General features: G+C 64.8%; 21 protein-coding genes. 11 read left to right on the top strand and 10 right to left on the bottom strand.

Annotation, left to right across the window (positions count from 1 at the left end):
• Positions 1-90 precede the first annotated feature (90 nt).
• Positions 91-2,271, bottom strand: coding sequence for a mechanosensitive ion channel family protein (locus tag IB259_RS04780; RefSeq protein ID WP_192327839.1), 2,181 nt, complete (start codon positions 2,269-2,271; stop codon positions 91-93).
• Positions 2,272-2,616: 345 nt separating this feature from the next.
• Here IB259_RS04780 and IB259_RS04785 point away from each other — a divergent pair, with 345 nt between their 5' ends.
• The 4 genes from IB259_RS04785 to IB259_RS04800 all read left to right on the top strand — a co-directional run bounded on the left by IB259_RS04785 (position 2,617) and on the right by IB259_RS04800 (position 7,081).
• Positions 2,617-2,775, top strand: coding sequence for a hypothetical protein (locus IB259_RS04785; RefSeq protein WP_166738321.1), 159 nt, complete (start codon positions 2,617-2,619; stop codon positions 2,773-2,775).
• Between the two features lie 116 nt (positions 2,776-2,891).
• Positions 2,892-3,413, top strand: a complete 522-nt coding sequence (locus tag IB259_RS04790; RefSeq protein ID WP_125471308.1) for a sigma-70 family RNA polymerase sigma factor — start codon at positions 2,892-2,894, stop codon at positions 3,411-3,413.
• A gap of 82 nt (positions 3,414-3,495) precedes the next feature.
• Complete coding sequence (locus IB259_RS31160; RefSeq protein WP_304503461.1) at positions 3,496-4,497, top strand: FecR domain-containing protein; 1,002 nt, start codon at positions 3,496-3,498, stop codon at positions 4,495-4,497.
• Positions 4,498-4,600: 103 nt separating this feature from the next.
• Positions 4,601-7,081 (top strand): TonB-dependent siderophore receptor, encoded by a 2,481-nt coding sequence (locus IB259_RS04800; RefSeq protein WP_370528686.1) that lies wholly within the window; start codon positions 4,601-4,603, stop codon positions 7,079-7,081.
• An 852-nt stretch (positions 7,082-7,933) separates the two neighbouring features.
• Here IB259_RS04800 and IB259_RS04805 read toward each other — a convergent pair.
• The 4 genes from IB259_RS04805 to IB259_RS31200 form a co-directional block, all read right to left on the bottom strand.
• The gene (locus tag IB259_RS04805; protein WP_175164026.1) at positions 7,934-10,363 is read right to left on the bottom strand and encodes a TonB-dependent receptor; all 2,430 of its coding nucleotides are present in this window, start codon (positions 10,361-10,363) and stop codon (positions 7,934-7,936) included.
• A gap of 108 nt (positions 10,364-10,471) precedes the next feature.
• Positions 10,472-11,485, bottom strand: a complete 1,014-nt coding sequence (locus tag IB259_RS04810; RefSeq protein WP_192327844.1) for a FecR domain-containing protein — start codon at positions 11,483-11,485, stop codon at positions 10,472-10,474.
• A 3-nt stretch (positions 11,486-11,488) separates the two neighbouring features.
• Positions 11,489-12,016, bottom strand: coding sequence for a sigma-70 family RNA polymerase sigma factor (locus IB259_RS04815; RefSeq protein WP_054451260.1), 528 nt, complete (start codon positions 12,014-12,016; stop codon positions 11,489-11,491).
• 430 nt (positions 12,017-12,446) lie between these two features.
• Positions 12,447-13,070, bottom strand: a complete 624-nt coding sequence (locus IB259_RS31200; RefSeq protein WP_175164030.1) for an MmgE/PrpD family protein — start codon at positions 13,068-13,070, stop codon at positions 12,447-12,449.
• 188 nt (positions 13,071-13,258) lie between these two features.
• Between IB259_RS31200 and IB259_RS04825 the strand changes: the two genes are divergently transcribed.
• Entirely contained in the window at positions 13,259-14,350 is a 1,092-nt protein-coding gene (locus IB259_RS04825; RefSeq protein WP_192327849.1) for a DMT family transporter, read from the top strand.
• A gap of 62 nt (positions 14,351-14,412) precedes the next feature.
• Here IB259_RS04825 and dsbG read toward each other — a convergent pair whose 3' ends face one another.
• Genes dsbG through dsbD form a run of 3 tightly spaced genes read right to left on the bottom strand, consistent with a single transcriptional unit; the run spans position 14,413 to position 17,861 of the window.
• Positions 14,413-15,186, bottom strand: a complete 774-nt coding sequence (gene dsbG, locus IB259_RS04830) for a thiol:disulfide interchange protein DsbG (RefSeq protein WP_192327852.1) — start codon at positions 15,184-15,186, stop codon at positions 14,413-14,415.
• 9 nt (positions 15,187-15,195) lie between these two features.
• Positions 15,196-16,032 carry a TlpA disulfide reductase family protein gene (locus IB259_RS04835; protein ID WP_175180942.1) on the bottom strand — a complete coding sequence of 279 codons (837 nt, stop codon included), beginning with the start codon at positions 16,030-16,032 and terminating at the stop codon, positions 15,196-15,198.
• Positions 16,029-17,861, bottom strand: a complete 1,833-nt coding sequence (dsbD, locus tag IB259_RS04840; RefSeq protein ID WP_192327855.1) for a protein-disulfide reductase DsbD — start codon at positions 17,859-17,861, stop codon at positions 16,029-16,031. Before dsbD ends, IB259_RS04835 begins: the two co-directional genes overlap by 4 nt.
• Positions 17,862-18,069: 208 nt before the next feature.
• Between dsbD and IB259_RS04845 the strand changes: the two genes are divergently transcribed.
• The 6 genes from IB259_RS04845 (at position 18,070) to arsH (ending at position 23,166) form a co-directional block, all read left to right on the top strand.
• On the top strand, positions 18,070-18,738 hold the full coding sequence (locus IB259_RS04845) for a response regulator (RefSeq protein WP_054454421.1): 669 nt from the start codon (positions 18,070-18,072) through the stop codon (positions 18,736-18,738).
• Positions 18,735-20,066 (top strand): ATP-binding protein, encoded by a 1,332-nt coding sequence (locus tag IB259_RS04850; RefSeq protein WP_192327858.1) that lies wholly within the window; start codon positions 18,735-18,737, stop codon positions 20,064-20,066. The genes IB259_RS04845 and IB259_RS04850 overlap by 4 nt, the downstream gene beginning before the upstream one ends.
• Before the next feature lie 12 nt (positions 20,067-20,078).
• Positions 20,079-20,747, top strand: a complete 669-nt coding sequence (locus IB259_RS04855) for an imm11 family protein (protein WP_192327861.1) — start codon at positions 20,079-20,081, stop codon at positions 20,745-20,747.
• 71 nt (positions 20,748-20,818) lie between these two features.
• Entirely contained in the window at positions 20,819-21,175 is a 357-nt protein-coding gene (locus tag IB259_RS04860) for a helix-turn-helix transcriptional regulator (protein ID WP_054454415.1), read from the top strand.
• 3 nt (positions 21,176-21,178) lie between these two features.
• Positions 21,179-22,360: an MFS transporter gene (locus IB259_RS04865; RefSeq protein WP_192327864.1), complete on the top strand. Its 1,182-nt coding sequence runs from the start codon at positions 21,179-21,181 to the stop codon at positions 22,358-22,360.
• Positions 22,361-22,443: 83 nt separating this feature from the next.
• Positions 22,444-23,166, top strand: coding sequence for an arsenical resistance protein ArsH (gene arsH, locus IB259_RS04870; protein ID WP_175164046.1), 723 nt, complete (start codon positions 22,444-22,446; stop codon positions 23,164-23,166).
• Here arsH and IB259_RS04875 read toward each other — a convergent pair.
• Both IB259_RS04875 and IB259_RS04880 read right to left on the bottom strand, forming a co-directional pair.
• A complete protein-coding gene (locus IB259_RS04875) occupies positions 23,163-24,272 on the bottom strand; it encodes a PepSY domain-containing protein (RefSeq protein WP_192327867.1) in 1,110 nt (369 codons plus the stop codon). The two genes, arsH and IB259_RS04875, sit on opposite strands and share 4 nt — an antisense overlap.
• Positions 24,272-26,602, bottom strand: coding sequence for a TonB-dependent receptor (locus tag IB259_RS04880; protein WP_225588730.1), 2,331 nt, complete (start codon positions 26,600-26,602; stop codon positions 24,272-24,274). The genes IB259_RS04875 and IB259_RS04880 overlap by 1 nt, the downstream gene beginning before the upstream one ends.
• Positions 26,603-26,650 lie beyond the last annotated feature (48 nt).

The following is a 26,650-nucleotide window of genomic DNA, read 5'->3' on the forward strand; positions in this document are numbered from 1 at the left end:
TTTGCGGTAGCGGGTCCGATGGCCGCTATGAAGCCGGAGCTAGCGTCCTGCTAAAGCAGCGAGTCGACGCGGGGAGGTGAGGGAAGGGCATCACGCGCTCTGGTCCGAAGCCTCGGCCGAGCGCTTGGGTGCCCGCGCCCTGGACAGCTGCACGTTCATGCGCGGCATGGAAGGTTCCAGTCCGGCCTGGTCCAGCCGGCGCCGCAGGCGCAGGTTGAAGGCGCGTTGGACTTCCCATTGCCGCAGCGGCGCGGTCTTGAAGCGGAAACGCAGGACGGCCTGGCCGCTGTCGAAGCTCTCGACGCCTTGCTGTTCTATCGGAGACCATAGAAAGGGATAGATCGCCGGATCGGTGCGCAGCTCCATGGCTACCTCGCGGACCAGCGCCACGGCGTCGTCGATCGGCATGGTGGCCGGCACCGGCCAGCGGAACATGGCGTAGCCGAACTCGCGCGAGTAATTCTTGATGGTCTTGATCTCGCTGAATGGAATCGTGTGCACCACTCCATCCAGGTCCCGCAGGCGCACGGTGCGTATGGTCAAGCCCTCGACAAACCCGAGGTGATTGCCCACGTCCACGTAGTCGTCGATGGAAAGGGAGTTCTCGATGATGATGAACAAGCCTGTAATCAGGTCGGCCACCAGCGATTGCGCGCCGAAGCCGATGGCGAGGCCGATGACGCCGGCGCCGGCCAGCAGCGGCGTGACGTTCATGCCCATGTTGGCCAGCGCGACGATCACGGCAATCACGAAAATGGTGGCGAGCAGGACGTTGCGGATCAGCGGCAGCATGGTCAGCGCGCGGACGTTGGCGCGGTTTTTGCCGCTGGTGCCCAGGGCGTGCTGCAGCGCGGTGTCCGTAAGTATCCATATCAGCCAGGCCACCAGCAAGGTGCCGACGAAGCTCGCCACTTTGGGGCCGATCGCCGATCCGCCGCTCTCCATGAGCCGGATCAGCGACAGGCCCAGCACGCGCAGGCCGATTTCCAGGAACACCAGCAGATTGGCGACCCAGAGCAAGGTGTAGCCGAAGTATCTGAGCTGTCCCAGGTAGGCCGTGCGCCGATTGGCGGCGCGGCTGGAACTCAGGTAGGAGCGGCGGATAATGCCGCTGACGGTCATGCCCGCGATTGCCACCAGCGCGCAGAGCAGGGCGCGGCGTATCACCTGATCGCTGTCGTCGGCGGTGAAGAGGGTGGTGAACAGCGAGATCCCAACCAGGATGAGGAATGGGATGAACCACAGCGGCCCGATCAGCCGCAACAGCTTGTGCAGCCCGTGGCGTTTCACGCGGCGCTCTCTGGGCTGGTTGCGGATCAGGTGCGTGACGGGGCGGCGGAAACGCAGGATGAACAGGGCGCTCAGCGTCGCGGCGGCCACATTGGCCAGCAGGCCGGCGAATTGCGCTATGCCCAGTCCGAACACGCTGGTCACCTCGGGATCGTGCAGCGCGTCGCCCAGCGCGGCCAGGCTGCCTATCAGCCAGAGCGGCAAGGCGGCGCGCCGGTGCAGGATGTCCAGGGCCCGGCTGCGGTGCGGACCGTCCAGCAGGGTCATGGCAATCAGGCAGAGCGAAGAAAACAGCGCGCCGACGAGCAGCACGTAGGCCAGCACCAGGGCCCCGAGCCGGCCCATGGAGTCCGGCGTCAAGACGGAAAGGGAAAGCATGATCACGAAGGCGATAGCCCAAGGCGCCAACTGCCGTGCCGCCAGCCAGAGCAGCTGGCGGGTTTTCGGACGGCCGGGAGCCTTGTCCGCCGGCACCCGACGGCGCTCGAGGCGCCGGCCTATCCAGCGCAGCGCCAGGGCCAGGCCTGCCCAGATCGCCAGGACGATCAGGAAATCGGCTATCAGCGTGGGCCACTCGCGCCATGTGGGCAAGCCGGTGGCGAGTTCGGCGCGCGCCTGCCGGTACAGCATGCCCCAGCGGGTCAAGGCGCCTTCGGGGCCGTCCAGGCGTCTTTCCAGGCTTTCGGCGGTGTCGCGGATGAGGGCGAGAATGCCGTCTTTGTCATTCTCCGCGCCTGGCTTGGTGGCGTCGCGCAGTTGCTTCAGCTGACCCAGGAGGTCTGCGCGCTGTTTGTCGTTTTCCAGCGTCTGGATGACCTGGTCCAGCGACAGGTTCAGCTGTGCGCGGTCGACGGGTTTGCTGGCAGTCGATCCGGTCAGGCTGGGTAGCGCTGCCGATGAGGCCGGGGGGAAACCCAGGATCAACAAGAGAAGTATCAGCGGCAGGTACAGGCGGAAATGGCGCAGGATTGAAACTCGCAAGATCGCCTCTCTGATGATGATACGGATACGTTTTAGAGGAGTCCCGGGCGGGACGCAAGGTTTAGTCTGTCGGTCGGAAGCGGCGTGATCAGCGTCTATGGGCGACGACCTCGCTTGAGCCATCTGATATGCACATTCTTGGTAGTTCGGGATTGGTGTTGCGTTCGACTCCACTCTGGAGATCATCGGGGTCTCCAAATCTGCGTTGCGGTCCCCGCTGTGCTTCTTGTGTTGCGCATGAGATGGCGGCTAACGCAACACTGATTGATTGCAAACTCACAGCTCACCTCGTGGGTGTTGCGTCGAAATGAGCAGCGAGTTCAAGCTCGGACCATGGATGGCCAAATGACCTTCGCTGGGAAGCCGGCCAGTACCGCGTCACAGCAATGCTGCGGCGCTGTTCACAGGGAGCAGGTCAATGCCATGCTGGAGCAGGCGCGGGCTTGCGGCGCGGACGCGGACCCTTGCGGCGTGTTGCACGACGCGCCGGCTTCGTTGCAGTAGGCGCCCGCCCAACGACAAAGACCCGCCCGAGCCGGCGGGCATGGGGGCGAACACCGGGCTTGGGCCGGTATTCGTCTGGATATAATGGGAACAATTCCCATTCCCAGTATATCCCCATGCCCGCTACCCCTAGCGCCAGTCCCGACGCCGGCATCGCGACGTTGTACCGCGACCATCATTCCTGGCTGCACGGCTGGCTGCGGCTGAAGCTGGGCGATGCGCATCGCGCGGCGGATCTGGCGCAGGACACGTTTGTGCGCCTGCTGTCGGCAAACTCCCCCTCTGACACCGTGCTGCGCGAGCCGCGGGCCTACCTGCGCACCATCGCGAACCGCTTGCTGGTGGACCATTGGCGGCGGTTGGAGATCGAGCGCAGTTATCTGGCGGTGTTGCAGACTTATCCGCAGAGCCATTGGCCCTCGGAAGAGTCGCGGCTGTTGATTCTGGAGTCGCTGGAGCAGGTGGCGCAGATGCTGGGCCGGTTGAAGCCGGAGGTGCGCGAGGTGTTTCTGTTGGCGCAGATGGAGGGGCATACGTGCCCGCAGATTGCGCGGCAGGTGGGGAGGTCGGTGGCGACGGTGGAGCGTTATCTGGCGCAGGCGTTGCAGCACTGCTATCGGCTGGTCTATGGGGTTTGATCGGGCGGGCGTGTCGCCAGGCGCGCCAGGCGCGCCAGGCGCGCGTCCGGAGGACGGCGCGGAGGGCGCGGTGGATCGGGCGATGCTGGACGAAGCGATCCGCTGGCGCATCAAGCTGCAATACAACACGGCGGACGCGTCGGCGTGGCAGGCGTTCGATGCCTGGCTGCGGGCGCAGCCCGCGCATGCGTTGGTGTGGGAGCGTTTGCAGGCGCTGGGCGCGCGTTTGCAGGGGCCAGCGGTGGAGATGCCGGGCGAGGCGGCGGCGCGGATTCTGCGGCAGACAGAGGCGGCACAGGCACGGAGGTCGCGCCGCAAGGCCTTGATGTCGCTGGGTGCGCTGGCGGCGGGCGGTTGGGTGGCGTGGCGGGCGGGGGATGTGCCGGCGGTTCGGCAGGCGTTGGCCGACGTGTCTACGTCGCGGGGCGAGCGGCGCCGCGTCACGCTGCCGGATGGCGGGACGCTGGTGCTGAATACGGAGACGGCGGTCGATATCGACTATGGCGGGCCGGTGCGGCGCATTCGTTTGCTGGCGGGCGAGGTGTATGTGATCTCGGGGCATGATCCGCTGTCGCGGCCGCTGTTCGTGGAGACGCGCGACGGGCGGGCGCAGGCGCTAGGCACGCGGTATCGGGTGCGGCAGTGGGACGACGGTAGCGAGGTGGCGGTGGATGAAGGCGCGGTGGCGTTGCTGCCGCGCGATGGCGCGGGCGAGGCGGCGGGCGCGACGCTGCGGGCCCGGGAGTCTGCGCGGATGACGCCGCAAGGTGTGCGGGCGCTGGTGCCGGTGGAGGGGCGCATGATGGATGGCGGGGCCTGGGTCGAGGGGGCCTTGTCGGTGCGCGATATGCCGCTGGACGCCTTCTTGCAGGAGCTGTCGCGCTATCACGGGGCGATCGAGTGTGACCCGGCGGTGGCGCGGTTGCCGGTGTCGGGAGTGTTCCAGTTGGACGATACGCGCAAGGTGCTGGCGCTGCTGCGTCAGATTCTGCCGGTGGAGCCGCAGGCGGGACGCTTGTGGTGGGGCGGGCGGGTGACGCGGGTTCGGGCACGCGCACGGGCGCCGGAACGGGCGCGGGGCTGAACAAACAAAAAAATCTGAGGGGATGGGCGAATTCGTTCGTCATACCGGTTGTAGCAGTGCGCACTGCCCAGCACCGACCGACCCTCATTGGAGTATCCCTTTCGTGAAGACCCATCGTCTCCGGGCCGCGACGCCGTCGTCCGGCGCGCGGGCTTGCTTGCGCGCTTGCCCCCATCCCTTCTTTACCGTGCTGCTGCCGTTGGCGGCGGCCTTGGCCGCCTTGTCGGCGCCGTCGCTCTCCTACGCCCAGGCCGCGCCGGCCACGGCGGCGCAGTCCGAATCGGCCCGCGTGTACGCGATTGCGCCGGGACCGTTGAATGACGCGCTGGCCGCGTTTGCGCGGCAGGCGGGGATTTCGTTGGGGTATTCCTCGTCGCAGTTGACCGGGGCGCACAGCGCGGGCCTGAGTGGCCAGTATGGCGTGGCGGATGGCTTGCGCGCGCTGTTGACGGGCACGGGGTATCGCGCGGTGAATGTGGACGGCGGTATCCGTGTGGAAGCCGAGGCGCCGTCCGCCACCAGCACGCTGGCGCCGGTGCTGGTGACGGGCGCCTATCATGCGCAGACCGAGGGCACGCAGTCTTACGGGTCCAGCATGGCGACCATCGGCAAGACCGAGCAGGCGCTGAAGGACATTCCGCAGTCGGTCACGGTGGTGACGCGCAAGCGGTTGGATGACCAGAACCTGTCGACCATCAGCGAGGTCTTGGAGAACACCACGGGCGTGACAATCAGCGAGGTGGCCGACGGCGGGCGCAATTTCTATTCTCGCGGGTTCAAGATCACAAATATCCAATACGACGGCGTGCCGCTGTCGCGCAGTTTCTATGCGGTGGGCAATAGCTTCACCGGTAGCACGGCGTATCTGGACCGGGTGGAGGTGTTCCGCGGCGCGCAGGGCCTGTTCGAAGGCGCGGGGCAGCCGGGCGGCTCGGTGAACCTGGTGCGCAAGCGCCCTACCGCCGAGACGCAGGTGTTGATGGAGGCGCGCGCGGGCTCGTGGGACCACGTGGGAGGTATGCTGGATGCGGGCGGGGCCTTGAACGCGGATGGCAGCCTGCGGGCGCGGGCGGTGCTGGATCTGGATTCCAAGGGTTCGTTCATCGACGTGGTGAAGGAGCGCAACACCAATCTGTACTTCGCGCTGGATTACGACCTGTCGCCCAGCACGACGGTGGGCGCGGGCGTGCTGGTGTCGCGCCTGCGGTCCACGCCGTTCTTCGGCGGCTTGCCGCGATATAGCGACGGCAGTTCGCTGGGGCTGAAGCGGTCTACCTTTCTGGGCGCGGACTGGAACCAGTGGGACCGGGATGAGACGCAGGTGTTTGCAGACCTGACACATCGCTTCAACAGCGATTGGCGCGTGAACGTGGCGGCCACCTACGTGAAGGAGACGAGCCTGACCTCGGCGCTGGACGCGACGGGCGCGGTGGACCCGGTGACCTTGATGGGGCCGATGCGCAATGCGTGGAATTACGACAAGTCGGCGGAGCACATTGGTTTTGATGCGAATGTGAACGGCCGCTTCACGGTGCTGGGCATGGCGCAGGACCTGACGGTGGGTGTGAGCATGTCGCGGCTGACGTCGAAGGACCGCATCGAGTACGCGTCCAACTATCTGCCGCTGGATGTGTTCCACCCTAATCCGCATGTGCCCAAGCCAGAAAGCTTTCCGGACTCTCAGCGCACGTCGCGCTATGAACCGCATGTGCAGAAAGGCGTCTATGCGCAGCTGCGCAGCAGCCTGACGGAAGACCTGACGCTGGTGTCGGGCGGGCGCTTCAGCTGGTTTGAAAGCCGCTATACCACGCAGGCCGCCACGTGGGACGATGTCAGTACCGCCAAGGCCAGCGCGGAGTTCACGCCCATGGTGGGGCTGGTCTACGCGCTGACGCCGCAGTGGTCGGCCTACGCCAGCTATGCGGATATCTTCGAGCCGCAAACGGCCACTACGCTGGACGGCAGCATTTTGAAGCCCATCGTCGGCGCGAACTACGAAGTGGGCGTGAAGGGCGAGCTGATGGACGGCAAGCTGAACACGTCGTTCGCTCTGTACCGCATCGACCAGAAAAACCGCGCTGTGCAGGACTACGAGGCCGGGCCGGCGTGCAACGGCGGGTATTGTTCGCGCGCGGCGGGCAAGGTGCGCAGCCAGGGCTTCGAGACGGAGATGAGCGGCGAGCTGATGCGGGGCCTGCAAGTGGCGGCGGGCTATACATTCAACAGCAATAAATACCTGAGCGATCCGGACCGCGAGGGCCAGACTTTCAGCGAGGAAACGCCGCGGCACCTGTTGCGTCTGTGGAGCGAATACCGCTTGCCCGGCCAGTTGAACCGCCTGAGCGTGGGCGCGGGCGTGAATTGGCAGAGCGCGCTGACCAACAGCATCTCGAAGGTGCGCCGGCCGTCGTACAGCGTGTGGAACGCGCGGGTCGCGTATGACGTGACGTCGAATTGGACGGCTGCGTTGAACGTGAACAATCTGTTCGACAAGGTGTATTACGAGTATCCGGGCTATGTCGAGAACCGCAACAACTACGGCGCGCCGCGCAACATGATGCTGACGTTGCGCGGGCGGTTCTGATGCTTGCGCGGGCGGGGGGGCGACGCGATATCATGCCCTAGCCTTTCCCCGCCGGTCAGCAAAGCATGCGCCGGATAGCCGATCACGACGGACATCAGGTAATGCAGCGTGCCATCAGCAGCGCAATGTCGGCTGCGATGGACTTTGATACCTACTTGCTGGGTCGTTGATGAGCGACCGCGACAGCGACGGTGCCGTCTGGCAGCCGATACTTCCCATCGCGCAACCATGTCACAGGCTCGCCCGATGGTAATGAACAGATGTATTGCGGCTCTGGTGGGGCCGCATCGCTGCGTTTGATGACCAGGCGACGTTGTACGAGGCAGGTCGATCGATCTGGCAGCTTGACGATGACGTCCGCTAATCGAGCGCTTGAGGCCATAGAGTCTCCCTCCAAGATCGGCGCGCCTGCGTCGGGATTTGAATTGCCTGCAGACGCGTTCTCCCGTGGCGTGTTCATCTTTAGCACCGGCATTTGGAGGAGGAGCATCCGTCGTACAGGGTATGGCTCCGGCGATGAATCGGGCGCACGCGCGCGCAGGCCGCAGGGAGAGAGACAAGGAAAAAAGCGCCCAGGGAGGGGGGCAGTGCCGGCATCCTCCCAACGTGAACGGTCGGACGGATAGCGTGAAATATATTGAGATTTATTTGCAATAGTGTGTCAATTGTTCCGGTTGACGCGCCTATCACTTGCGCGCTTGCCGCGAAGCCGCCAGTCGCCAGTCGCCAGGACCTCGTCGGGCGGACGCCCGAAAACACCGTCTTCCTAGGGTTTGCCCCGCGCGCAAGCCAGGCTTTGGCGTGGAAACATCGCGGCGGCGCTGCGCGAGGCTTGCGGATCTCCACCAGACGCTACATCGTGTAGCGCAGCGTCAGGATAGCGCTGCGCGGCGCGCCATAGAGGTTGTAGAAAATGTCGTAGCCCGGCGTGCGCAGGTACTCCCGGTCGAAAAGATTGTTGATCGAAAGCGCGGCGTCCCATTGCTTGTTGATCTGGTAGCCCAGGCGCGCGGAGACAACCGCGTAGCCGCCCTGGCGCATGGATGAGGTGTAGACATCGCTTTGCGCCTGCAAGCCCATGCCGACGCGCCAGCCGTTCAGCGCGCCGTTGAAATCGCGGGGTTGGAACCGGTATTGCGTCCAGAGTTTGAAAAGGTGCTTGGGCAGAACATCGGCAGCGAAGCGCTGGCCCACGTTGTCGGCGTCGGCGTCACGCAGGAATTTTGCGTTGGTGAAGGTATAGCCGGCGGCTATGTCCCAGCCCGGCAAGGGGCTGCCGCTGATTTCCGCTTCCCAACCCTGGCTTTGCACCAGGCCGGCCGCGCGCGAGCACGAACCGGTGGGCGTGCCGCCGCAACCGATGTGGTCCGGATCGGTAATGGCGCGGTTCTGGTCGCGAATCCGGAACATCGCCAGCGATGCATTCAAGCGGCCATCGAAGAACTCGCCCTTGACGCCGGCTTCGGTTTGCCAACCCTTGCGCGGCTTGAGCGTTTGCCCCGTGTAGTCCTGCTCGCTTTGGGGCACGAAGATGTCCGTATAACTGGCGTAGACCGAGACCTGTTGATTCAGGTCCAGCACAATGCCGCCGAACGGCGTGAATTCGTCCTTCGTATTGGCCGCGCTGTATTCCCAGTCTCCGGTCTGTGGCGACACCGGGCGGCTTTTCTGGCGGTAGTCCGTCCAGCGGCCCCCCAGGATCAGGCTCAGCGGCTCGGCCAGCTTGAATCGCCCCGAGGCGTAGATGCCAGATTGCGTGGTGATGGTGTTGTTGCGATTGATTACCGGCAGCGCGTATTCCTGATCGAAGTCGTGATCGGTCAGCGGTGCGACGTTCTCGATGTAGCTGAAGCGGCTTCCGGTCGTTTCGTCAGAGCGCGCGTAGTTGTAGCCCAGCGTGAGCGTGTGCTCCTGTCCAAACAGGGAGACGGGCCCCGACACGTGGACGTCGCCCTGATCCCACTTGAAGTCGTTCGCGATGCGTCCGACCGACATGCCGGCGGCCAGGCCGGTGTCGATATCGATACGGCTGCCGGTAAACGCCGAATAGCCGCGATAGCGCGTGTCGCGATGCAGATAGGCCGCCTTGAATTCCCAGCCATTGCTCCATCGATGTGTCAGGTCGGTCCCGACGTCATAGGTCGACATGTCCGACATTTTCGACGGGCCGACATACGCGTCGCGATCTGGCACGCTGCCATCCGAGTAAAGGGGCAGGCCGTTGAAGTTGCGGAAGCGGCGATCGTTGTAGGTAGCGGTCACGCCGATCGTTGTGCGCGGCGCGAGGTCGTATTCCAGCACACCGTAAAAGGTGCGCGGTTCCGAACGTCCCCAGTCATAGAATTTGTTTTCGTCCTTGTAGGCGCCGACGAGGCGGCCGCGCAGCGTGCCCGATTCATTGAGCGGACCCCCGCCGTCGGCCTCCAGACGGTACTGGTCCCAGGAGCCGCCGGAGACGGAGGCGGAAAAATGGCTCTCGGCGCGCGGACGCTTGCGCACGTAGTTGATGGCTCCGCCAGGTTCTCCCGTCCCGGTCAGCAGGCCGGTGGGGCCTCGCAGGATCTCGATGCGGTCGTAGATGGCGAGATCCATGTTGGTGCTGGCTGCCTGCTGAGGCAGACCGTCGTATTGCGCGCTGGTGCCGAACCCGCGCGCATTGAATTTCTCGGTGTCTTCATAGTCGGAGGCCGTCAGGCCCGTTACATAGCCCATGGCGTCGGCGATCGTGGTCAGGCCCTGGTCGTCCATTTGCTGCCGGGTCATCACCGACACCGACTGAGGTATTTCACGCAGGGTCTGGGCGCCCTTGGTGATCGTGACCGCGCGCGCGGCATAGGAGCCCGTTTCTTCGGTGGTGGCGTTGCGCCACGCGTCGCCGTCCACGCGCACGGATTCCAGCGTAACGGCGCTGGCGCGCGGTTCGGGCTCGATGACGTAGCCGGCGGGGGTCTGCCTGGCGCTGTAGCCGGTGCCGCGCAGCAGGATGTCGAAGCCGCCGGCAACGGTGTGGCTGCCCTGCAGCCCCTGGGTCGTCAGGCCTTGCAGATTGCGCGTGTCGACCACGATGTCCGCGCCGGACAACTGCGCATAACGGTTCAGCGCCGGGGCCAGCGGACCGGCCGGGACGTCGTATTGGGTGACGGCCATGCCTGTTGCGGCCTGGGCCCGCGCAGCATGCGGATGCAGGGCGACGAGCGCCAGGGCGACGGCCAGCGGCAGGTGGCGGAGCAGGTAGGGCTGGCGGGAAGAAACGGGGTGCGCGGTGATGCGGGGCAGGGCCATATCGGGAATTCCTGTTCGTGATGTCTTTTGGTTTGACGAACGAGAATTCGGAAGTGGAACCTGCTGTCCAAAAAAATTCGCGTGCCTGAGGGTCCGGAACCGCCCGGTTCAGTCTCCCGGCGCCACGTCCACGCGCAGGAAATAGGGAGTGAAGCTGCGCACGCGCAGCGTCGGCAAATTGGCTGTCAGCAGCTGCATGGCGCGATCTGTGTCATCGAGAGGCAGCACCGCCGAAATGCGGATGCTGGCTAGCGCCTGGGCGTCGTACTGAATCAGGCCGCTGCGATGGCGCGCCAGGGTGTCGAGCACCTCGGCGAGCGGACGATCGTGTATGAACAGCCGGTGCTGCTTCCAGCCATCTTCGATCTGGCCGGTGTCGATCTCCGTTACTGGATCCAGGCCGTTTGGACGGATCCGCACGGCCTGGCCGGCTTCAACCACGGTGGCGTCGCGCGATCCGCCGCGGCGTTGCGCGTCGGTCTGGACCGATACGCGCGATTCCAGCACGCTCAATCGCGTTGCGCCGTCCTCGCGGCTGACGACGAACTTCGTGCCCAGGGCGCGCATGGTTCCGTCCCGGGTTTCGACCAGGAAGGGGCGCGTGGCATCTTTGGCGACCTCGACCAGAATCTCGCCCTGGATCAGTTCCAAAGCCCGGAGCCGGGAGTCGTAGCGGAGATTGACGGCAGTGCCGCTGTTGATGCTGATGCGAGTGCCATCGTCCAATACCTGCGTCCTCCATTGGCCGGTGGCGGTCCGCAGGTCGGCCATCAGCCAGGAGGGGGGATAGGCTTGCAACGTCAGCCATGCGGGCGCGGCCAGGACGCAGCCCAGCAGGGCGGCGGCGGCGTATTTCTTGATGCGGCTGCGCTTGCCGCGCGCATTGAGGGCGGCGGCCAGGGCGGCGCTGCCCGGTTCACCCACGCCGCCGACGCGGATCGCGTCTACTTGGCCCAATAGGCCCTCCATGCGTTCCGCGGCCGTGGCATGGAGCGGGTCTGCCGCCTTCCAGGCTTCAAAGGCCTGCCTGGCCGCGCGCCGTTGCGCGGCGTCGTCGCAGGAAAGCTGGACGATCCATTGCGCGGCCTGTGCGGCAACCGAGGCGGGCGAGGGCGCAGCCACGGTTCAGGCAAGCCGTTGATGGCAATGCAACAGCACCTGGACCAGGTACTTCTGCACCATCTTGGTCGAGACCTTCAGTTGCCCGGCGACGTAGGCGTGCGTGTGGCCTTCAAGGTAGTGCAGCAGGAAGGCTGCGCGGGCCTTGGCGGATACGCCTTCCAGCGCTTGGCAGATCTGCTCCAACGCCTGCATGGCGATAAGCAATTGCTCGGGCGAGGGATGCTGAGCCAGTTCCGGAGCCAGCCGTTCGAGCTCGGCCAGGTAAGTTCGTTCGAGCAGCTCGCGGCGCGCCCGGTCGATGAGCAGGCGTTTGGCGGTGGTGGTCAGGTAGGCACGCGGCTCTTGCAGCCCCAGCGGCTGGCCCAGCAGTGCGTCGCGCGAGGCCAGCAAGCGCTCAAACGTGTCGTGAGCGAGATCTGCCGCGTGATGGGTGCAACCCATGCGTCTGCGTAGCCAGCCAAAAAGCCAGGAATGATGATCGCGGTACAGCAAATGAAATTGCTGCTGTACGCCCGAATCAGTGCCCACCACGCTTCCTCGTGCTTTGATGTAAATGAGAATGGTTTTCAACTTTAATACAAAAGCACGGCATCACGCAAGGGCGTAGGGATTGCGGGCGGGGCGAACGCGCGCTCCGTTGGGCGACAGCGCGCTGGCGAGGGGGCCGGACGCGCCGTCCGATGCGGCCTACCAGCGATAGCTGACCGTGCCGTACACCTGACGTTCCTGGCCCAGTAGCACGCGGTGGTGCTGCCGCAGCTGGCTACGTAGCGGCGGTCTTCCCCGCCTCTGCAAGCAATTTCCGCTTTCGACCCGCAGTGGCCACTCGTAGTCTGTCCGCGAACGACTGCTCCGCAGCGGTTGCTGCCGGTGGATTTGCAAGGTTGTGGGGTCGGACTTCGCCATGTTGCGGTCATTCCGACATATGCATCCGGCGAAATCATCTTGAGTAGGTGTGGGCTCAGCATCCTATTGATGCGTGACGGCTGAACGCCCACCATGTTCCCAGAAAATGCCATTGCACAGCGGGCCGTGATGCCGGACTAACGTTCATCTTTTTAAGTCGTGGCGTCATCGATCTCAAGTGCACATCTCTGCCGTTGCCACCGTCCAACCGAGACCTGGCACCTAACCCCAAGGCATGGCCGGTTCGTTCCGCGTCCAGCTTCAGCAGCCGGGCCGCCGCCGCGGTGGCGCCGAACAGCCTATGGGTGGCGGTGTAGGCCCAGCCACGGACCACGGGCGAGACCCGCGTCGCCACGCCCAGCCGGCAGGCCAGGTCCAGGCCGCCGTCACGGCCACGGCCAGGTCCTCGCCGTTGACGCCGCCGATGCGGTCCGCCATCGCCAGCGCGGCCGGCACCACCGATACGCCCGCATGCAGGACCGCGAGGTCGTGCGTGTCGTCGAAGTATGGCGCCGACCGCCGCGGCGCAGCCGGGCGCGGTGGCGCCGGCGATCGCCACGCCGACCGTGTCGAGCAGGTTCCTGCGGGTCGCTTCGACGGCGGATGCCGGCAGGTCCTGGAACGCCAGGCCGGCGACGTGCCGGGCGATGATCTGCGATGAGTCCAGTGGGGCTACCACCAGCTAGTTGTTGCGGTCATAAAGCACCAGACGTCCGGGATCCCGCAACAGCGCCAAACATACCAGGTATGCGCATAATGTGTATTATGTAAAGTAATAGATCTAGCGAGATTGGCCTTCCACGTTCAATCGCAAGTAAATGGGCGTACGCTTGTCCTCCAAGCCATTCCCGCCGTCTACACGTCCACATGTCGATCCGCTCAGCATCCCCCGCGCTGGCCGCGGCGCTCCTGTTCGGCGCGAGCACGCCATTCGCCAAAACCTTGGTCGAAGGCGTCGCACCGTTGCTGCTGGCTGGACTTCTCTATCTGGGCAGCGGGCTGGGTCTCGGCATCCTGCTGGCGCTACGTCACATCGGCCGTGGCCACAGCCCGGGGGATGCGCCTGGCTTGCGCATTCCGCGCGCAGACCTGCCCTGGCTGGCGGGTGCGATTGCGACAGGCGGCGTGCTCGGCCCGGCGCTGCTGATGCTCGGGCTGACCCAGACGAGCGGCGCCTCGGCCTCGCTTTTGCTGAATATCGAAGGGGTGCTCACGGCCATTATCGCGTGGTGCGTGTTCAAGGAAAACGCCGACCGCCAGATCGTGCTCGGCATGGTCGCGATCGTGCTCGGCGGCGTACTGCTGTCTTGGGAGCCGGGCGGCACGGCGCCGTCACCCGGGGCGCTGCTCATAGTTGGGGCCTGTCTCTGCTGGGCCATAGACAACAACCTGACGCGTCGGGTCGCCACCAATGACGCCATGCTGATCGCCGGTCTGAAAGGCTTGTCTGCCGGAGCGGTCAGTACGATCCTGGCGCTGCTTGGTGGCGCCGAACTTCCGCCCGTCACCATGGTGGGGGCCAGTCTTGTCGTGGGATTTCTGGGGTACGGCCTGAGCCTGACGCTATTCGTCCTGGCGCTAAGAACGCTGGGAACCGCCAGGACTGGGGCCTATTTTTCAGTGGCGCCGCTAGTCGGGGTGATCATTTCCTTCATCTTGTGGCCCGAGAATCCGGGCCTTCTATTCTGGCCGGCGGCCGCCCTGATGGCGCTGGGCGTGTGGTTGCACCTGCGCGAACGGCATGCGCACGAACATACCCACGAAGCCATGGAACATAGCCACCGTCACGTGCACGACGAGCACCACCAGCACGCGCATCCCTTTGCCTGGGATGGCGCGGAGCCGCATACGCATCCGCACCGCCATGAAGCGCTGACGCACACGCATCCCCACTATCCGGATATTCATCACCGGCATCGTCATGGGCCAGGGCATGGAATCCGAGCGCGGAAGGCATAGGTTTTCGCCACCGCCCTCCTCGCCTGCGTGCCTTGGCGTCCAAGGCGGATCCCGTCTTGGATTCAACGCGGCCCCAACACCTCGGCCAATTGCGCGCCCTGGGGCATGCCCCTGAATTTCTTGACCGAGCCGTCGCTCTCCCGCACCACGATGCCGGGCGTGCCTCGGAACCCGCTCGACAGCATCAGCATGTGGTTGTCTTCGAGGGTCTGGAGTACAGCGTCGGGAATGCTGTCGGTAGGCTTGATGCCGCCCTGATCAAACTTGTGTTCGTTTTCGATCAGTGCGGCCGTTGGGTCGGGAGCGCCAAGGATAGCCGCGGCCTTTGCCGGACTGTCTGCCCGGATCACGCCCACGAGCAGATGGCGAAGCTGCACCTTTCCGGCGTCCACCCAGGGGCGCGCTGCTTCCCAGAACTGGTGGCAGTAGGGACAGTTTGCATCGGAGAAAGTGTAGATAATGCGGGGCGCGTCGGGTTTGCCGTCCTGTACCCAGGTCGCGGATTCCAGTTGACTCCACGTCTTTTCGCCCAGCGGCTTTTCAACCAGGTCCCGCAGTTTCATTCGGTCGATGGGCTTGCCATTGGCGTCCAGGCGCGTGCCCACGATGGCGTTGCCATCGCTGGTGAGGTAGACGGCGATGGGGCGGTCTTCTGCCGTGCCGGCGAAAGCGCGCAGGCCGCCTTCCACATCGAACTCTCCCACGATGGTGAGGCCTTGCGCTTCCAGTGCCTGGATGGCCGGCGGTCGGGCTCCGGTCTGGGCCTGGCTGTAGCCGGCTGCCAGCACGAGCGGGATGGCTGCGATGGATGAAATACGCATACGCAATGCAAACATGGTCATTCCTTACTTGGGTAAATCTTGGATGCCGTCTCGGGGCATATCGAAACGCCGCGACATCTTGTCCTTGAGGGCTGCCATGGTGATCTCGCCCAGATGCGTATCCACCAGGCGTCCCTGCGCGTCATAGAACAAGGTCGTGGGCAGGCCGCGCGAATTCACCGCCCGCATGGACGCGGACGCGGGGTCGAGCAAGACGTTGCGCAATGCCAGGCCTTCGCTCTGGATGAAGTCATGCGCCTGTTGCGCGCCCTCCCCCTGATTGACCAGGACGATGCTGACGCCCGGGAACTCGGACTGCGCCTGTTCCAGGGCGGGCATCTCACGGCGGCAAGGCGGGCACCAGCTCGCCCAGAGGTTGACGACTAGCGGTTTGCCCTCGTATGACCTCAGCGCGATGGGGTTCCCATCCAGCGTTTGCAACTGCAAGTCCGGCAGACGCGGCGGCTCGAGCAGCAGCGGCAGCAGCGCGCCGCCTGCGAACCAGGCCACGACCCCGGCCAATATGCCCGCGTATATGGGACGGCGCGGCGCCGGCATGGTACGGGTCCGCCACCAGACGAAGGCCAGCGTGGCTGGCACCCCAACCCACCAGTAGTATCCGCCATCGCCGATTGCGATCAGCGCCATGGGAGCTGCGAAGTAGTCTTCCCACCAGAAGGCGATGTATCCCAGGCGCGCCGCCACAATGCCCCAAAACACGCCGTCGAGCAGCACGGCGCCGGCAAGCCGATGAGAAGCGTCCGGCAGGCGTTTGGCCAGCGCGCGCGTCACCAGCCAGGAAAACAGTACAGCCGCGAAGACGCCCATGCTTTGAATGGAGAAGGGACCGATGCCTATCATGGCGTTCCCGCCTTGTTCAGTCGCCCCAGGAAATCGGCGGCGCTGACCTCGCCCACCACGCGGAGGTCTCGGCGCTCCGTGCCGTCGGGTCCCACCAGGATGAGCGTGGGCGGCCCCATGACGCCCCAACGTTTGAGCAGGGCCTGATCCGTTGCGTCGTTGCGTGTCACGTCCGGCCGCAGCACCTGCATGCGCGCCAGCCGCTGCGCCACAGCGGGGTCGCCGAACACATTGCGTTCGATCACGTGGCAACTGATGCACCAGTCGGCGTAGAAGTCGATCAAGGTCCATTGGCCGCGCGCGGCCGCGTCCGCCAGGCGCCTGTCCACGTCCTCGACCGACTTGGCCTCGACGTAGGCTGGCTTGTTGGCGATGGCTGGCACGGCGGCCGACGAGGCAGCGCGCAGGTGCGCCAGCGGTTGCGACAGTGAATCACCGCCCGACGCGGCGCCCACCAGCATGAGAATGGACCACAGGCCTGCGATGGCTCCCAGTGTGCGCAAGGCCCACATCAGGCGCAGCTTTTGCGCGACCGCTTGCGCCCAGGCCAACAGGCCGATGGCGATGGACAGTATCCAGGCCCCCCAGAGCACCAGGCTCAGGGTGGCCGGCAGGAAGCGGTCGAGCATCATCACCGCCATCCCGACCATCACGTAGCCGAACGCTATGCGCACGCGATCCATCCACGCTCCCGGCTTGGGCAGTACGCGGGCGCCGAATATGGCGATCACCAGCAGCGGCAGGCCCATGCCCAGGCCCAGGGCAAACAATGCCAGGCCGCCATACAGCGCGCTGCCGGTCTGGCTGATGTAGAGCAGCGCTCCCGCCAAGGGCGCGGTCATGCATGGCCCGACCAGCAATGCCGACAAGAAGCCCAGCGCCGCAGCGCCGACCACGTTTCCGCCCGCGCGCCCCTGGTTGGCGGATCCGACCCGGTTCAACAAGGCGGACGGCAGGCGCAGTTCGAACATTCCGAACAAGGAACTGGCGAGAATCAGGAACAAGGCCGCGAACGCTCCCAGCAGCCAGGGGGATTGCAGGGTCGCCTGGAGATTCGCGCCTGCCAAGCCGGCTGCCACGCCCACGGCGGCATAGGTGGCGGCCATTGCCAGCACATAGGACAGGGACGTGACAAAAGCGCGCCGCGGACTGGCCTGAGCGCCCACGACCATGCTGGAGATGATGGGGATCATCGGCAAGGTGCAAGGCGTGAAAGCCAGGAGCAGGCCGAAGCCGAAGAACAGCAATGTGCCTGCGATCGGCCCCAGCGTCGCCAGGCGTTGGGCAGCAGCCTGGTCCTCGGCGACGTTGGCTGCGCCGCCGGCGCCCGCCTCCGGCTGACTGGTGGTGGCAGGAGGCTCGGCAGCGCTACCTGCCCCCGCCGCCGTCGCGGGCAAGTTCAATGCCATGGTCTGCGGAGGGTAGCAGATGCCCCCTTCCGCACAGCCTTGCCAATGCAGTGTCAACGGACCTGTGACGGAGGCGGGAAAGCGCAGTCGCAGCGCATCTCCAAGATAGATTTCCGTATCGCCAAAGAACTCGTCATTCTTGGGCGTACCAGGGGGAAGATCCAGGCGGACTTCCTCGCCCTGCCCCGAAACCAGCTTCAATGAGTGGCGATAGACATAGTAGTTCTCGGCAATGTGTCCTTGCGCCGCCAGTTCCGTCCCCTGCTGCTGAACCTGCGCCAGTTTGAATACATCGACAGGATCCAGAAATTCAGCCTCCTCCTGCCAGGAAAACAGGCCTGCACTCCCCCATGCACTGCCGATGGCGAAAAAAAACAGAAACACAACGGCCAGTACTCGTCGATATACAAACAACCTCATTCCTCCGGGGCAATAGTCGGCCTTCCCCAACCGCCCTCATGTTGAGGCGCAGGGGAGCTTATCCAGCCATGATGGAGGAGATCGATTAACCGAAACTAAAGAAGGGAAAGCAGGCGCGGAACGAACGGAAATCAAGGCGCCGGCCATTCTTGGCTGAAAAGTTCTGGCCTAACATATGGGCCCTGGGTTGCAACGAATCGGGATTCAAATGCGGGTATTGCTGGTAGAAGACGATGAACTGATCGGCAAAGGAATCGTGGCTGGCTTGCGCGCGCATGGCATCACGGTGCATCACGTTTGCACTGCCGTTGACGCTGAAGCCGCCCAAACGGAAAACTCCTTCAATGCCTTGGTGCTCGACCTGGGACTTCCGGACCGTGACGGAATGGAATTGCTCTCTGCCGTGCGTAGCATTGAACCGTGTTTGCCCGTGCTGATACTGTCCGCCCGGGATGCCATCGACCACAGGATCGCGGGCCTGCAACAAGGCGCCGACGACTACATGACCAAACCGTTTGACTTGCGCGAACTGGCAGCGCGATTGCATGCGCTGGTCAGGCGCACACAGGGGCGCGCAGCCCAGATCATTGTGGCGGGACCTTTGCGTCTGGAGCCCGAAAGCGGCCTGGCTTGGTTGGGAGGCCAAGCCATTTCGCTATCGCGTCGCGAGGTGGATCTGCTGGCGCATCTGGCCGCGGCCAATGCGAGGTGGATCCCTCCTGATCTACTCAATGAACGCCTGTACGGGCTGGGCGAGGAAGTGAGCAGCAACGCGCTCAACGTTCATATCCACAACCTGCGCCGCAAGCTTGGCGCTGACGTGATTGAAACGTCGCGTGGATTGGGATTCCGGCTGGGTTGGAGGCTCGACGCATGAGTTTGCGTCTTCGTGCAGTCCTGATTGCAGGACTTTCTCTCATGGTCTTATGGGCGGCGGCGGCGGCCTGGATGATGCTGGGCGTGCGCGCCGACCTTGCCCGCACGCTTGATGGTCGCCTGGCCATGTCGGCTCGCATGGTCTCGGGCTTGCTTGCCGGGTCTGTCATAGATCCCAACGCCAAGACTACGGATTTCACGCAAGCCATCCGCGTCAACGGCAGCGAAGGAATCGCTTGCGAGATTCGCGCGCTGCGCGGCGAGGTCCTGGCGCGCACCAGCGGCAGTCCGGCCTCGGATTTCGACAGCCTGCCCGCCGGTTACAGCACGCGCATGGTCGCCGGACACGAGTGGCGGATTTATGTGCTTCGCGATGACAGTTATCAAATAACGACAGCGGATCGCGTCGAGCAAAGGAACACGCTGATCAATGAACTGCTGTTTGCGGCTGGCGTGCCCTTCCTGATCGCGCTTCTTGGCGGGCTGGCTGCCCTGTGGATCGGTATCGGGCAAGGCCTTGCGCCGCTGCAAGCCTTGCGCATGCAGTTGCGGGCCAAGCAAACGGACGATACCACCCCTATCGCTGTCGCAAAGCCGCCCACCGAGCTTCGTCCTGTGCTGGATGCCATGAACGGATTGTTGGGACGCTTATCCCTGGCACTCTCCAGCCAGCGGGCGTTTACCGACGCCGCGGCGCACGAGTTGCGGACACCGCTGACCGTGATCGACACCCACCTGCAAGTGGCCAGGTTGACCGAAGGGGAAGAAGCCGAATCGTCACTCTGCAGTGCCGAGGAAGGCGTGAAGCGCCTGCGGGGTACGCTCGACCAGATGATGATTCTGGCGCGTGCCGAAGCATCGCCCAATTCGGAGAACGGGTGTACGCCCATCCAGGAGGTCATCGCCAGCGTCATCGATGCGACAACTGTCGAAGCGCGGCTGCGCCTGGCGGTATCCGTCGACGGCGCTGATGCTTGCTGCTCCATTCCGCGCGAGATGCTGGAGGCTGCCATCCGCAACCTGGTGGACAATGCGATTCGCTACTCCCCCTATGACATGCCTGTCGAAGTCGTTGCCCGCTTCGATTCTCCAACCCGACAATGCCGCATCGTCGTGGCGGACCGGGGGCCGGGGCTCAGTGCGGATCAAGCAGCCAAGATTGGCCAACGCTTCTGGCGCGGGGACCAAGGCCGAAGCCGCAACGACGGCGCGGGTCTTGGCATCTCGATCGTACATGCCATTGCCAAGCGGTTCGGGGGAGCATTGCATCTCAAGCCCCGGGAAGGTGGCGGTTTGGTCGCGGAACTTGAGTTTCCGTGCTGTCCGTAATTGGAGCGTGTTATGAACTTTGGAGCCACCGTGACCGAACCGACCGCCATTGAAGTTTCAGCCGAAGCCGCATCTCATAAGGGCGAATTTTTCCTGATCGACGCCAGCTTCTTGGGAAACGGCAGGATTCCCGGCATCGAAATCGCCAACGAAGAGAAGCTGATCGATCCGGGGATGAATGTCGTCTCGCGTCCTAATGGAATGCCAGATCAGTATCCGGAGCGTCCCCATCTGGTTCATGTACCGGAGAAAGGCGGAATGCCACGCGATCTGGAGGTGCTTGCTGGCATATGGATTGTGTCGGAGCCCTTGAAGCAACTGTTTGAGCAGTTGGACGCCGAGGCGTTTGCATTTGTGGCGTGCGACTTCAGCCTGGCTGACGGCAGCCCCGCCCCTCAGTATTACCTAGGCAATGTGCTGCGCAGACTCGACGCCCTGGATGAAGCCTCTTCCCGCGTGAGGATCAAGTTCGACCGCAACTATCAGACCGGCGAGGACGAGAAACTTTATAGCCTCGTCGGCCGAGCCAGCCTGGTGTTCAAACAGGATGTGGTGGGAGATGCCCATATCTTCCGCCAGGATCGCATGGGAGCGCCTCCCATCTGCGACCGCGCGATGTTTGATGCATTGAGTGCGGCCAACTTCTCCGGCGTACGGCTGCGCGATGTAGCCGATATCTAGAGGCACGTTTACTTAGGCCCGCGGCGGGCCTGCATGCATAAATAGTTCAATAATTGTTGTATCATTGATCAATGAATGAAGATCAAGCCGTTACTGCCCTGAATGCCCTGGCCCATGCCCAACGCCTGCGCGTGTTTCGTGCGCTTGTCGTCGCGGGGCCCGACGGCCTTACACCCAGTGTCATGGCGGAGGGGCTTGGCGTTGCCCGCAACGCGTTGTCTTTCCACTTGAAGGAGCTTGCGCACGCAGCCCTGGTCAGCGTCGAGCAGCAAGGCCGGAATCTGATCTACCGCGCGGATTTCTCCCAGATGAATGGCTTGCTCGGATACCTTACCGAGCATTGCTGCGCGGGCGCGGCTGGTGAGGGAGCCGAGACCGGCGCCAGCGCGGCATGCAGCCCGCCATCCCGCCTCCTCCAGCGGCATTGATACATGCTCGACGCTCCCGTACGCGTCGTTGGCTCCCTGGGCACGGCTCAGACGCTCGCCTGGGCGTCTTCCTATTACCTGCCGGCGATGCTGGCGGATCCGATGGCCCGCGACCTGGGGGTGTCGGCGCCGGCGGTGTATGCGGCGTTTTCCGCTGCGATGGTGGCTTCGGCCGTGGTCGGTCCCTGGGCGGGACTAGCGATCGACCGCCATGGCGGGCGGGTCGTATTGGCCGGCACGAGCCTGCTGTTTGCGCTGGGGCTGGGCTTGCTGGGCGCCGCCCAGGGCCTCTGGACGATGGTCGCCGCCTGGCTGGTTATCGGCGTGGCGATGGGGGCCGGACTCTACGAGGCAGCCTTCTCCAGCCTGGTGCGGCTGTATGGCCATCACGCCCGCGGCGCCATCACGGGGATCACGCTGATTGCCGGTTTTGCGAGCACGGTGGGATGGCCGCTTTCGGCCTGGATGGAAACCCAATTCGGTTGGCGCGGCGCGTGCCTGGGGTGGGCAGGATTGCACCTGCTGGTCGGCCTGCCGTTGAACGCATGGTTTCCGAAAGCGCCGGGCGCGGGACGAACGCAAGAGCCTGCGGACAATGCGCAGGATGTCCCCTCCTCTGCCCCCCAGCCGCGGCAGCAGAGGTATGCCACTGCCCTCCTCGCCTTCGTGTTTGCGGCGACATGGTTCATCAGCACCGCGATGGCCACGCATTTGCCGCGCATGCTGGAAGCCACGGGCGCCACGCTCGCAGCCGCCGTGGCCGTGGGTGCGCTCATCGGTCCGGCGCAGGTGGCGGGCCGCCTGCTGGAATTCGGTTTCTTGCGGCGGGTTCATCCCTTGTTGTCCGCGCGCCTGGCTGCGCTGGCGCATCCGGCGGGCGTTGCCCTGCTGCTGGGCGGCGGTCCGGTAATGGCGCCGGTGTTCGCCGTCCTGCATGGGGCGGGCAACGGCATCCTGACCATTGCCAAGGGGACCTTGCCGCTGGTGCTGTTCGGCCCCCAGGGCTATGGCGCGCGCCAGGGCTGGCTGATGATGCCGGCGCGGGTGGCGCAGGCGCTAGCGCCATTTCTTTTCGGGGTGGCGCTGGACCGCTGGGGGGTCAACGCGCTGTGGCTGTCCGGGGGCATAGGGCTTGGCGCCTTTGCCGCGCTATTGCTGCTGCGTGCGCGGGCGTCGGCCGATTGAAATCTGAGTGTCGTATGTATAGAGGTATTGCATGAAGTTGATCCAGAAAACCGTTGAGACCCGCATCGGCGCGGAGGTGGTCCGTGTCTGAAACCCTGGCCGATTTGCCCAACATTGATTCGTCGTTGTTCCATCGACCCGGCGAGGCCGGGCTGTTTCCTGCCGTGCGGGCCGCGCACGCGCCGCGGTTCCTGCTGCTGTACGGTTCGTTGCGCGAACGCTCCTATAGCCGCCTGGTGGCCGAGGAAGCCGCGCGCCTGTTGCAGGCGCTGGGCGGCGAGACCCGGCTGTTCAATCCTTCGGGACTGCCGCTGGTCGATGACGCCAGCGATGACCATCCCAAGGTGCGCGAGCTGCATGAGCTGGTCCAATGGGCCGAAGGCATGGTCTGGAGTTCGCCCGAGCGTCACGGCGCAATGACGGGATTGATGAAGACGCAGATCGACTGGATTCCGCTGTCGGTGGGCGCGGTGCGCCCGACCCAGGGCAAGACGCTGGCGGTGATGCAGGTGTCGGGCGGATCGCAGTCCTTCAACGCCGTGAACCAGATGCGGGTGCTGGGGCGCTGGATGCGCATGTTGACCATTCCCAATCAATCGTCGGTGGCCAAGGCCTACCAGGAATTCGACGAGGCGGGACGCATGAAGCCATCGCCCTACTACGATCGCGTGGTCGACGTCGTCGAGGAACTGATGAAGTTCACCCTGCTTACGCGGGATGCCTCGCCCTATTTGGTGGACCGCTATAGCGAGCGCAAGGAGGCGGCCGCCGATCTGTCGCGCCGGATGAAGCAGGCGTCCATCTAGGGGGATTCAAGTCGGGCGCGGGCCTGGGCTTTTAATCCGCGCCTGCGCCACCACAGCCAGATCCCGCTGATGCCCAACGCGCCCAAGCCCAGGCCCAGCAGCGCGACCATGGCTACTCCCGCAATTCCGCCCAGTTCTCCCGTATGCAGCGGATACAGCACGGAGTTGATCCGCGCGCCGGGATCGAGTTCGTTCCAGCGCTGTGCCGCCAATACGTGGCCGTCGCGCGGGTCGAGCCAGACGGTGGATCTGCCGTTTGGATGCGGATCGTCGGGCACGCGCATGCGTATGGCCAAAGGCCGGTCGCTGCGCGGCGTGTACAGCAGGTACCCGATCGCGCCGTCCGGAAATGCCGCTTGTGCGGTTGCGGCCAATTCGTCCAGGGAGCGCGGCGGGATGGCGCCCGCTGGCTGCGCCGGCAGCTTGGGCGCCACGACCGGGGGCTGGCCGCTGGCCAGCGTGATCCAGCCGCCTATCGGACGCCATGCCAGATAGGCGCCGCTGGCCATGCACACCGCCAGCAGCAGCGCGAGGATGGCGCCGCCGTTGCGGTGCACGTCGAACAAGGCGCGCAGCGCGCCCTTGTTGAACACCATGCGCAAGGACGGCGGCCATTTGCGCGGCCACCATGCGATCAGGCCTGACACCGTCAGGACCAGATAGGCCAGCGCGGTCCAGGCCAGCACGGCCTTGCCGGTGCGATCCAGCATCAGGGCGCTGTGCAGCTTGTAGACGATGGCGACCAGGCCCTCGTCTTCTCCCCTTCTGCCCTGCTCCCGGCCGCTGGCCGGATCGAGATAGACCGTGCCGTCCCAGGCGTCGGGCGCCCTCACCCTGACCTGCATGGTTTCGCCGGATTCGCGCGGCGGGCGGAAGGTGTAGGAGGCTTGCGGGCCGAACTCGGCGGCCAGGTTGCGGCGCATGGATTCGAACGATGCGGGCTGGCCGCCGCCTGCGTTGCCGGCCCGGAAGAGCTCCGGATGCAGCAGCTTGTCCAGCGGCCGCGCGGCCACGAGGAAGGCGCCGGACAGCCCGGACAGGATCAGGATCCCGCCCAGGCCCAGCGCCACCCAGCGATGGCAGAACAGCCAGATGCGCCTGGGCATCAGTAGGCCAGGCGCGCCTGCAGGTAGACCATGCGCGGCGCGCCCACCATGCGGCCGCCGTTGGTGTCGACGTTGCGGGTGTAGTAGCGCCGGTCAAACAGGTTGTTCACGCCCACCGCCAGCTCGCTGCCCTTCCATTGGGGCAATTTGTAGCTGAGCTGCGTGTTCCAGACGCTGAAACCCGGCACGCGGCCGTTGGTCGCGGCGGCGTTCTCCTCTTCGGTGTTGGCGGTGTCCGAGTACTGGCCGCTCTGTGCCGTCGTGTAGAGGTTGAAAGTCCAGTTGTTGCGCATGTAGCGTCCGCCCAGCGTGCCGGTCTGGCGCGAGTAGAACGGCACGTCCCGGCCTTCGAATTCGCCGGATTTCTGGATGGCGCGCACGTAGGTGTAGTTGGCGTAGAGATTCAGGCCGGCGAGCGGGCCGGACTTGTCGAAGTCGTAGTCGATGGCGAATTCGACGCCGTTGTGGGTGGTGGCGCCCAGGTTGCGGAACACGGCCGGATTGGTGCCGGGTATCGACAGGATCTGGTTGTCGAACTTCAGGTTGAAGACCGTGAACTCGGTGTGGGTCTGTTCGCCCGAGTAGCGCAGGCCGGCTTCCAGGGTCTTGGCGACTTCCGGGCTGAGCGGATTGGAGGCCGACATCGAGTTCAGCTGCGTGTACTGCACCGCGCCGAACGAGGTGTTGTAGTTGGTATAGAGCGTCAACGCATCGTCGACCAGATAGGCGATGTTCAGCGAAGGCAGGCCGCGGCTGTTGCGCAGGTCGAACGGCGTGTCGTTGGCGGTGCCGCTGGGCTGGCGGTTGGTGCGGATGTGTTCATAGCGCACGCCGGGCGTGACGCGCCATTTGCCGTAGGCGATGCGGTCGTCCAGATAGATGGAGTGCGCTTCGGTCTTGTTGTCGAAGACCTGTGCCGCGCCGATGCGTTGGCCCGTGGCCAGGGATTCCGAATAGCGCCGGTCCTGGCCGGTTTCGTGGATGTAGCGGTAGCCGATGGTCACGTCGTGCGTGGTCGGCCCCCATTCCAGGCGCTGCGTGTAACGCGGCTCTATGCCCAGTACCTGGTTGTTGCGCGGCTGATAATCGTTGCGGCCCGTCGCGGTATTGATGAGCGAACTCTGGCGCGAGCTGTCGTAGTGATAGACCCGGGCCTCGAATTCCTGGGTGTCCGAGATCGAATTGAGGTATCCGATGTCGACCTGATCGCGCTGCCCTTTCCAGTAATCGGTGGGATGGGTGTTCTGGAATGGATCGTCGCGGTACTGCGCCACCGTCAGGCCGCCCGGCGTCATCGATTTGACGTCGTAATGGGCGAACTTGCCGTAGATTTCCGACGTCGGGGTCAGCTCGAAGCGCCATTTCAGCGCCACGTCGTTGTAGCGGTCATGGCTGGCATCGCGCCATTGTTCGCCGTCCATGCCGGAGTACATCAGCGCCACGCCCAGCCCGTTTTCGAACTGCGTGCCCAGGAAGCCGGTGTATTGGGTATTGGTGCCGCCCTGGCTGAAGATGTTGTAGCGGGCGGAGGCCTCGGCGGTGAGTCCGCTGCCAGTCGGAATCGAGCGGGTCTTGAAGTTGATTACGCCGCCCACGTTCTGCGGGCCATAGCGCACCGCTCCGCCGCCGCGCACCACGTCGATGGCTTCGATGTTGCCCAGGCTGGTCGGCGACATCACCAGGTTCGGCTGGCCATAAGGGGCCATGGCCATGGGGATGCCGTCCAGCAGCATGGTGGTGCGAAATGAATTGCGCGGGTTCAGGCCGCGGATGCCGACGTGCAGGCCGACCGAGCTGCCGCTGGCGCTGGTGCTGCCGCTGATCTGCACGCCGGGCACGCGCCGCAGCACGTCGGCCACGCTGGTGGCGCCGCTGTTCTGGATCTCGTCGCGCTTGACCAGCGTGCGGGCGCCGCCAAAGGTCTGCACGCTGTTTTCCAGGCCGGTGCCCAGCCAGTCGCCGCTGACCTGGATCGATTCCAGCGTGTTGGCGTTGCCGGCAGGCACGGCCTTGGCCGCAGGGGCTGGCGCGCGCACCACGTATCCCTGGCCGCCCTGCTCCTCCGCGGCGAGGCCGGTGCCGGCCAGCAGCCTGGCCAGCCCCGATTCCACGCCATAGCTGCCGTCCAGGCCCTGCGTCCTCAGTCCGCGCGTGTCCTCGGGCCGGAAGGAAACGGTGATGCCGCCCGCCTTGGCGAAGGCGGAAAGCGCCTGGTCCAGGGGACCTGCCGGAATGCGATAGTCGTGCGTCGCGGCCGGGGCCGAGCTTTGGGCCGCGGCGGGCGGCGCGGCGGCGAAGGCGGCGGCCAGGCTCAGTGTCAATCCGGCCAAGCGCAGGACGCGGGGTTGGGTTTTGTCTACGACTGCCACTTGGTCACA

The organism is Achromobacter sp. ACM04 (assembly GCF_014851465.1).
Classification (GTDB): domain Bacteria; phylum Pseudomonadota; class Gammaproteobacteria; order Burkholderiales; family Burkholderiaceae_B; genus Achromobacter; species Achromobacter aegrifaciens.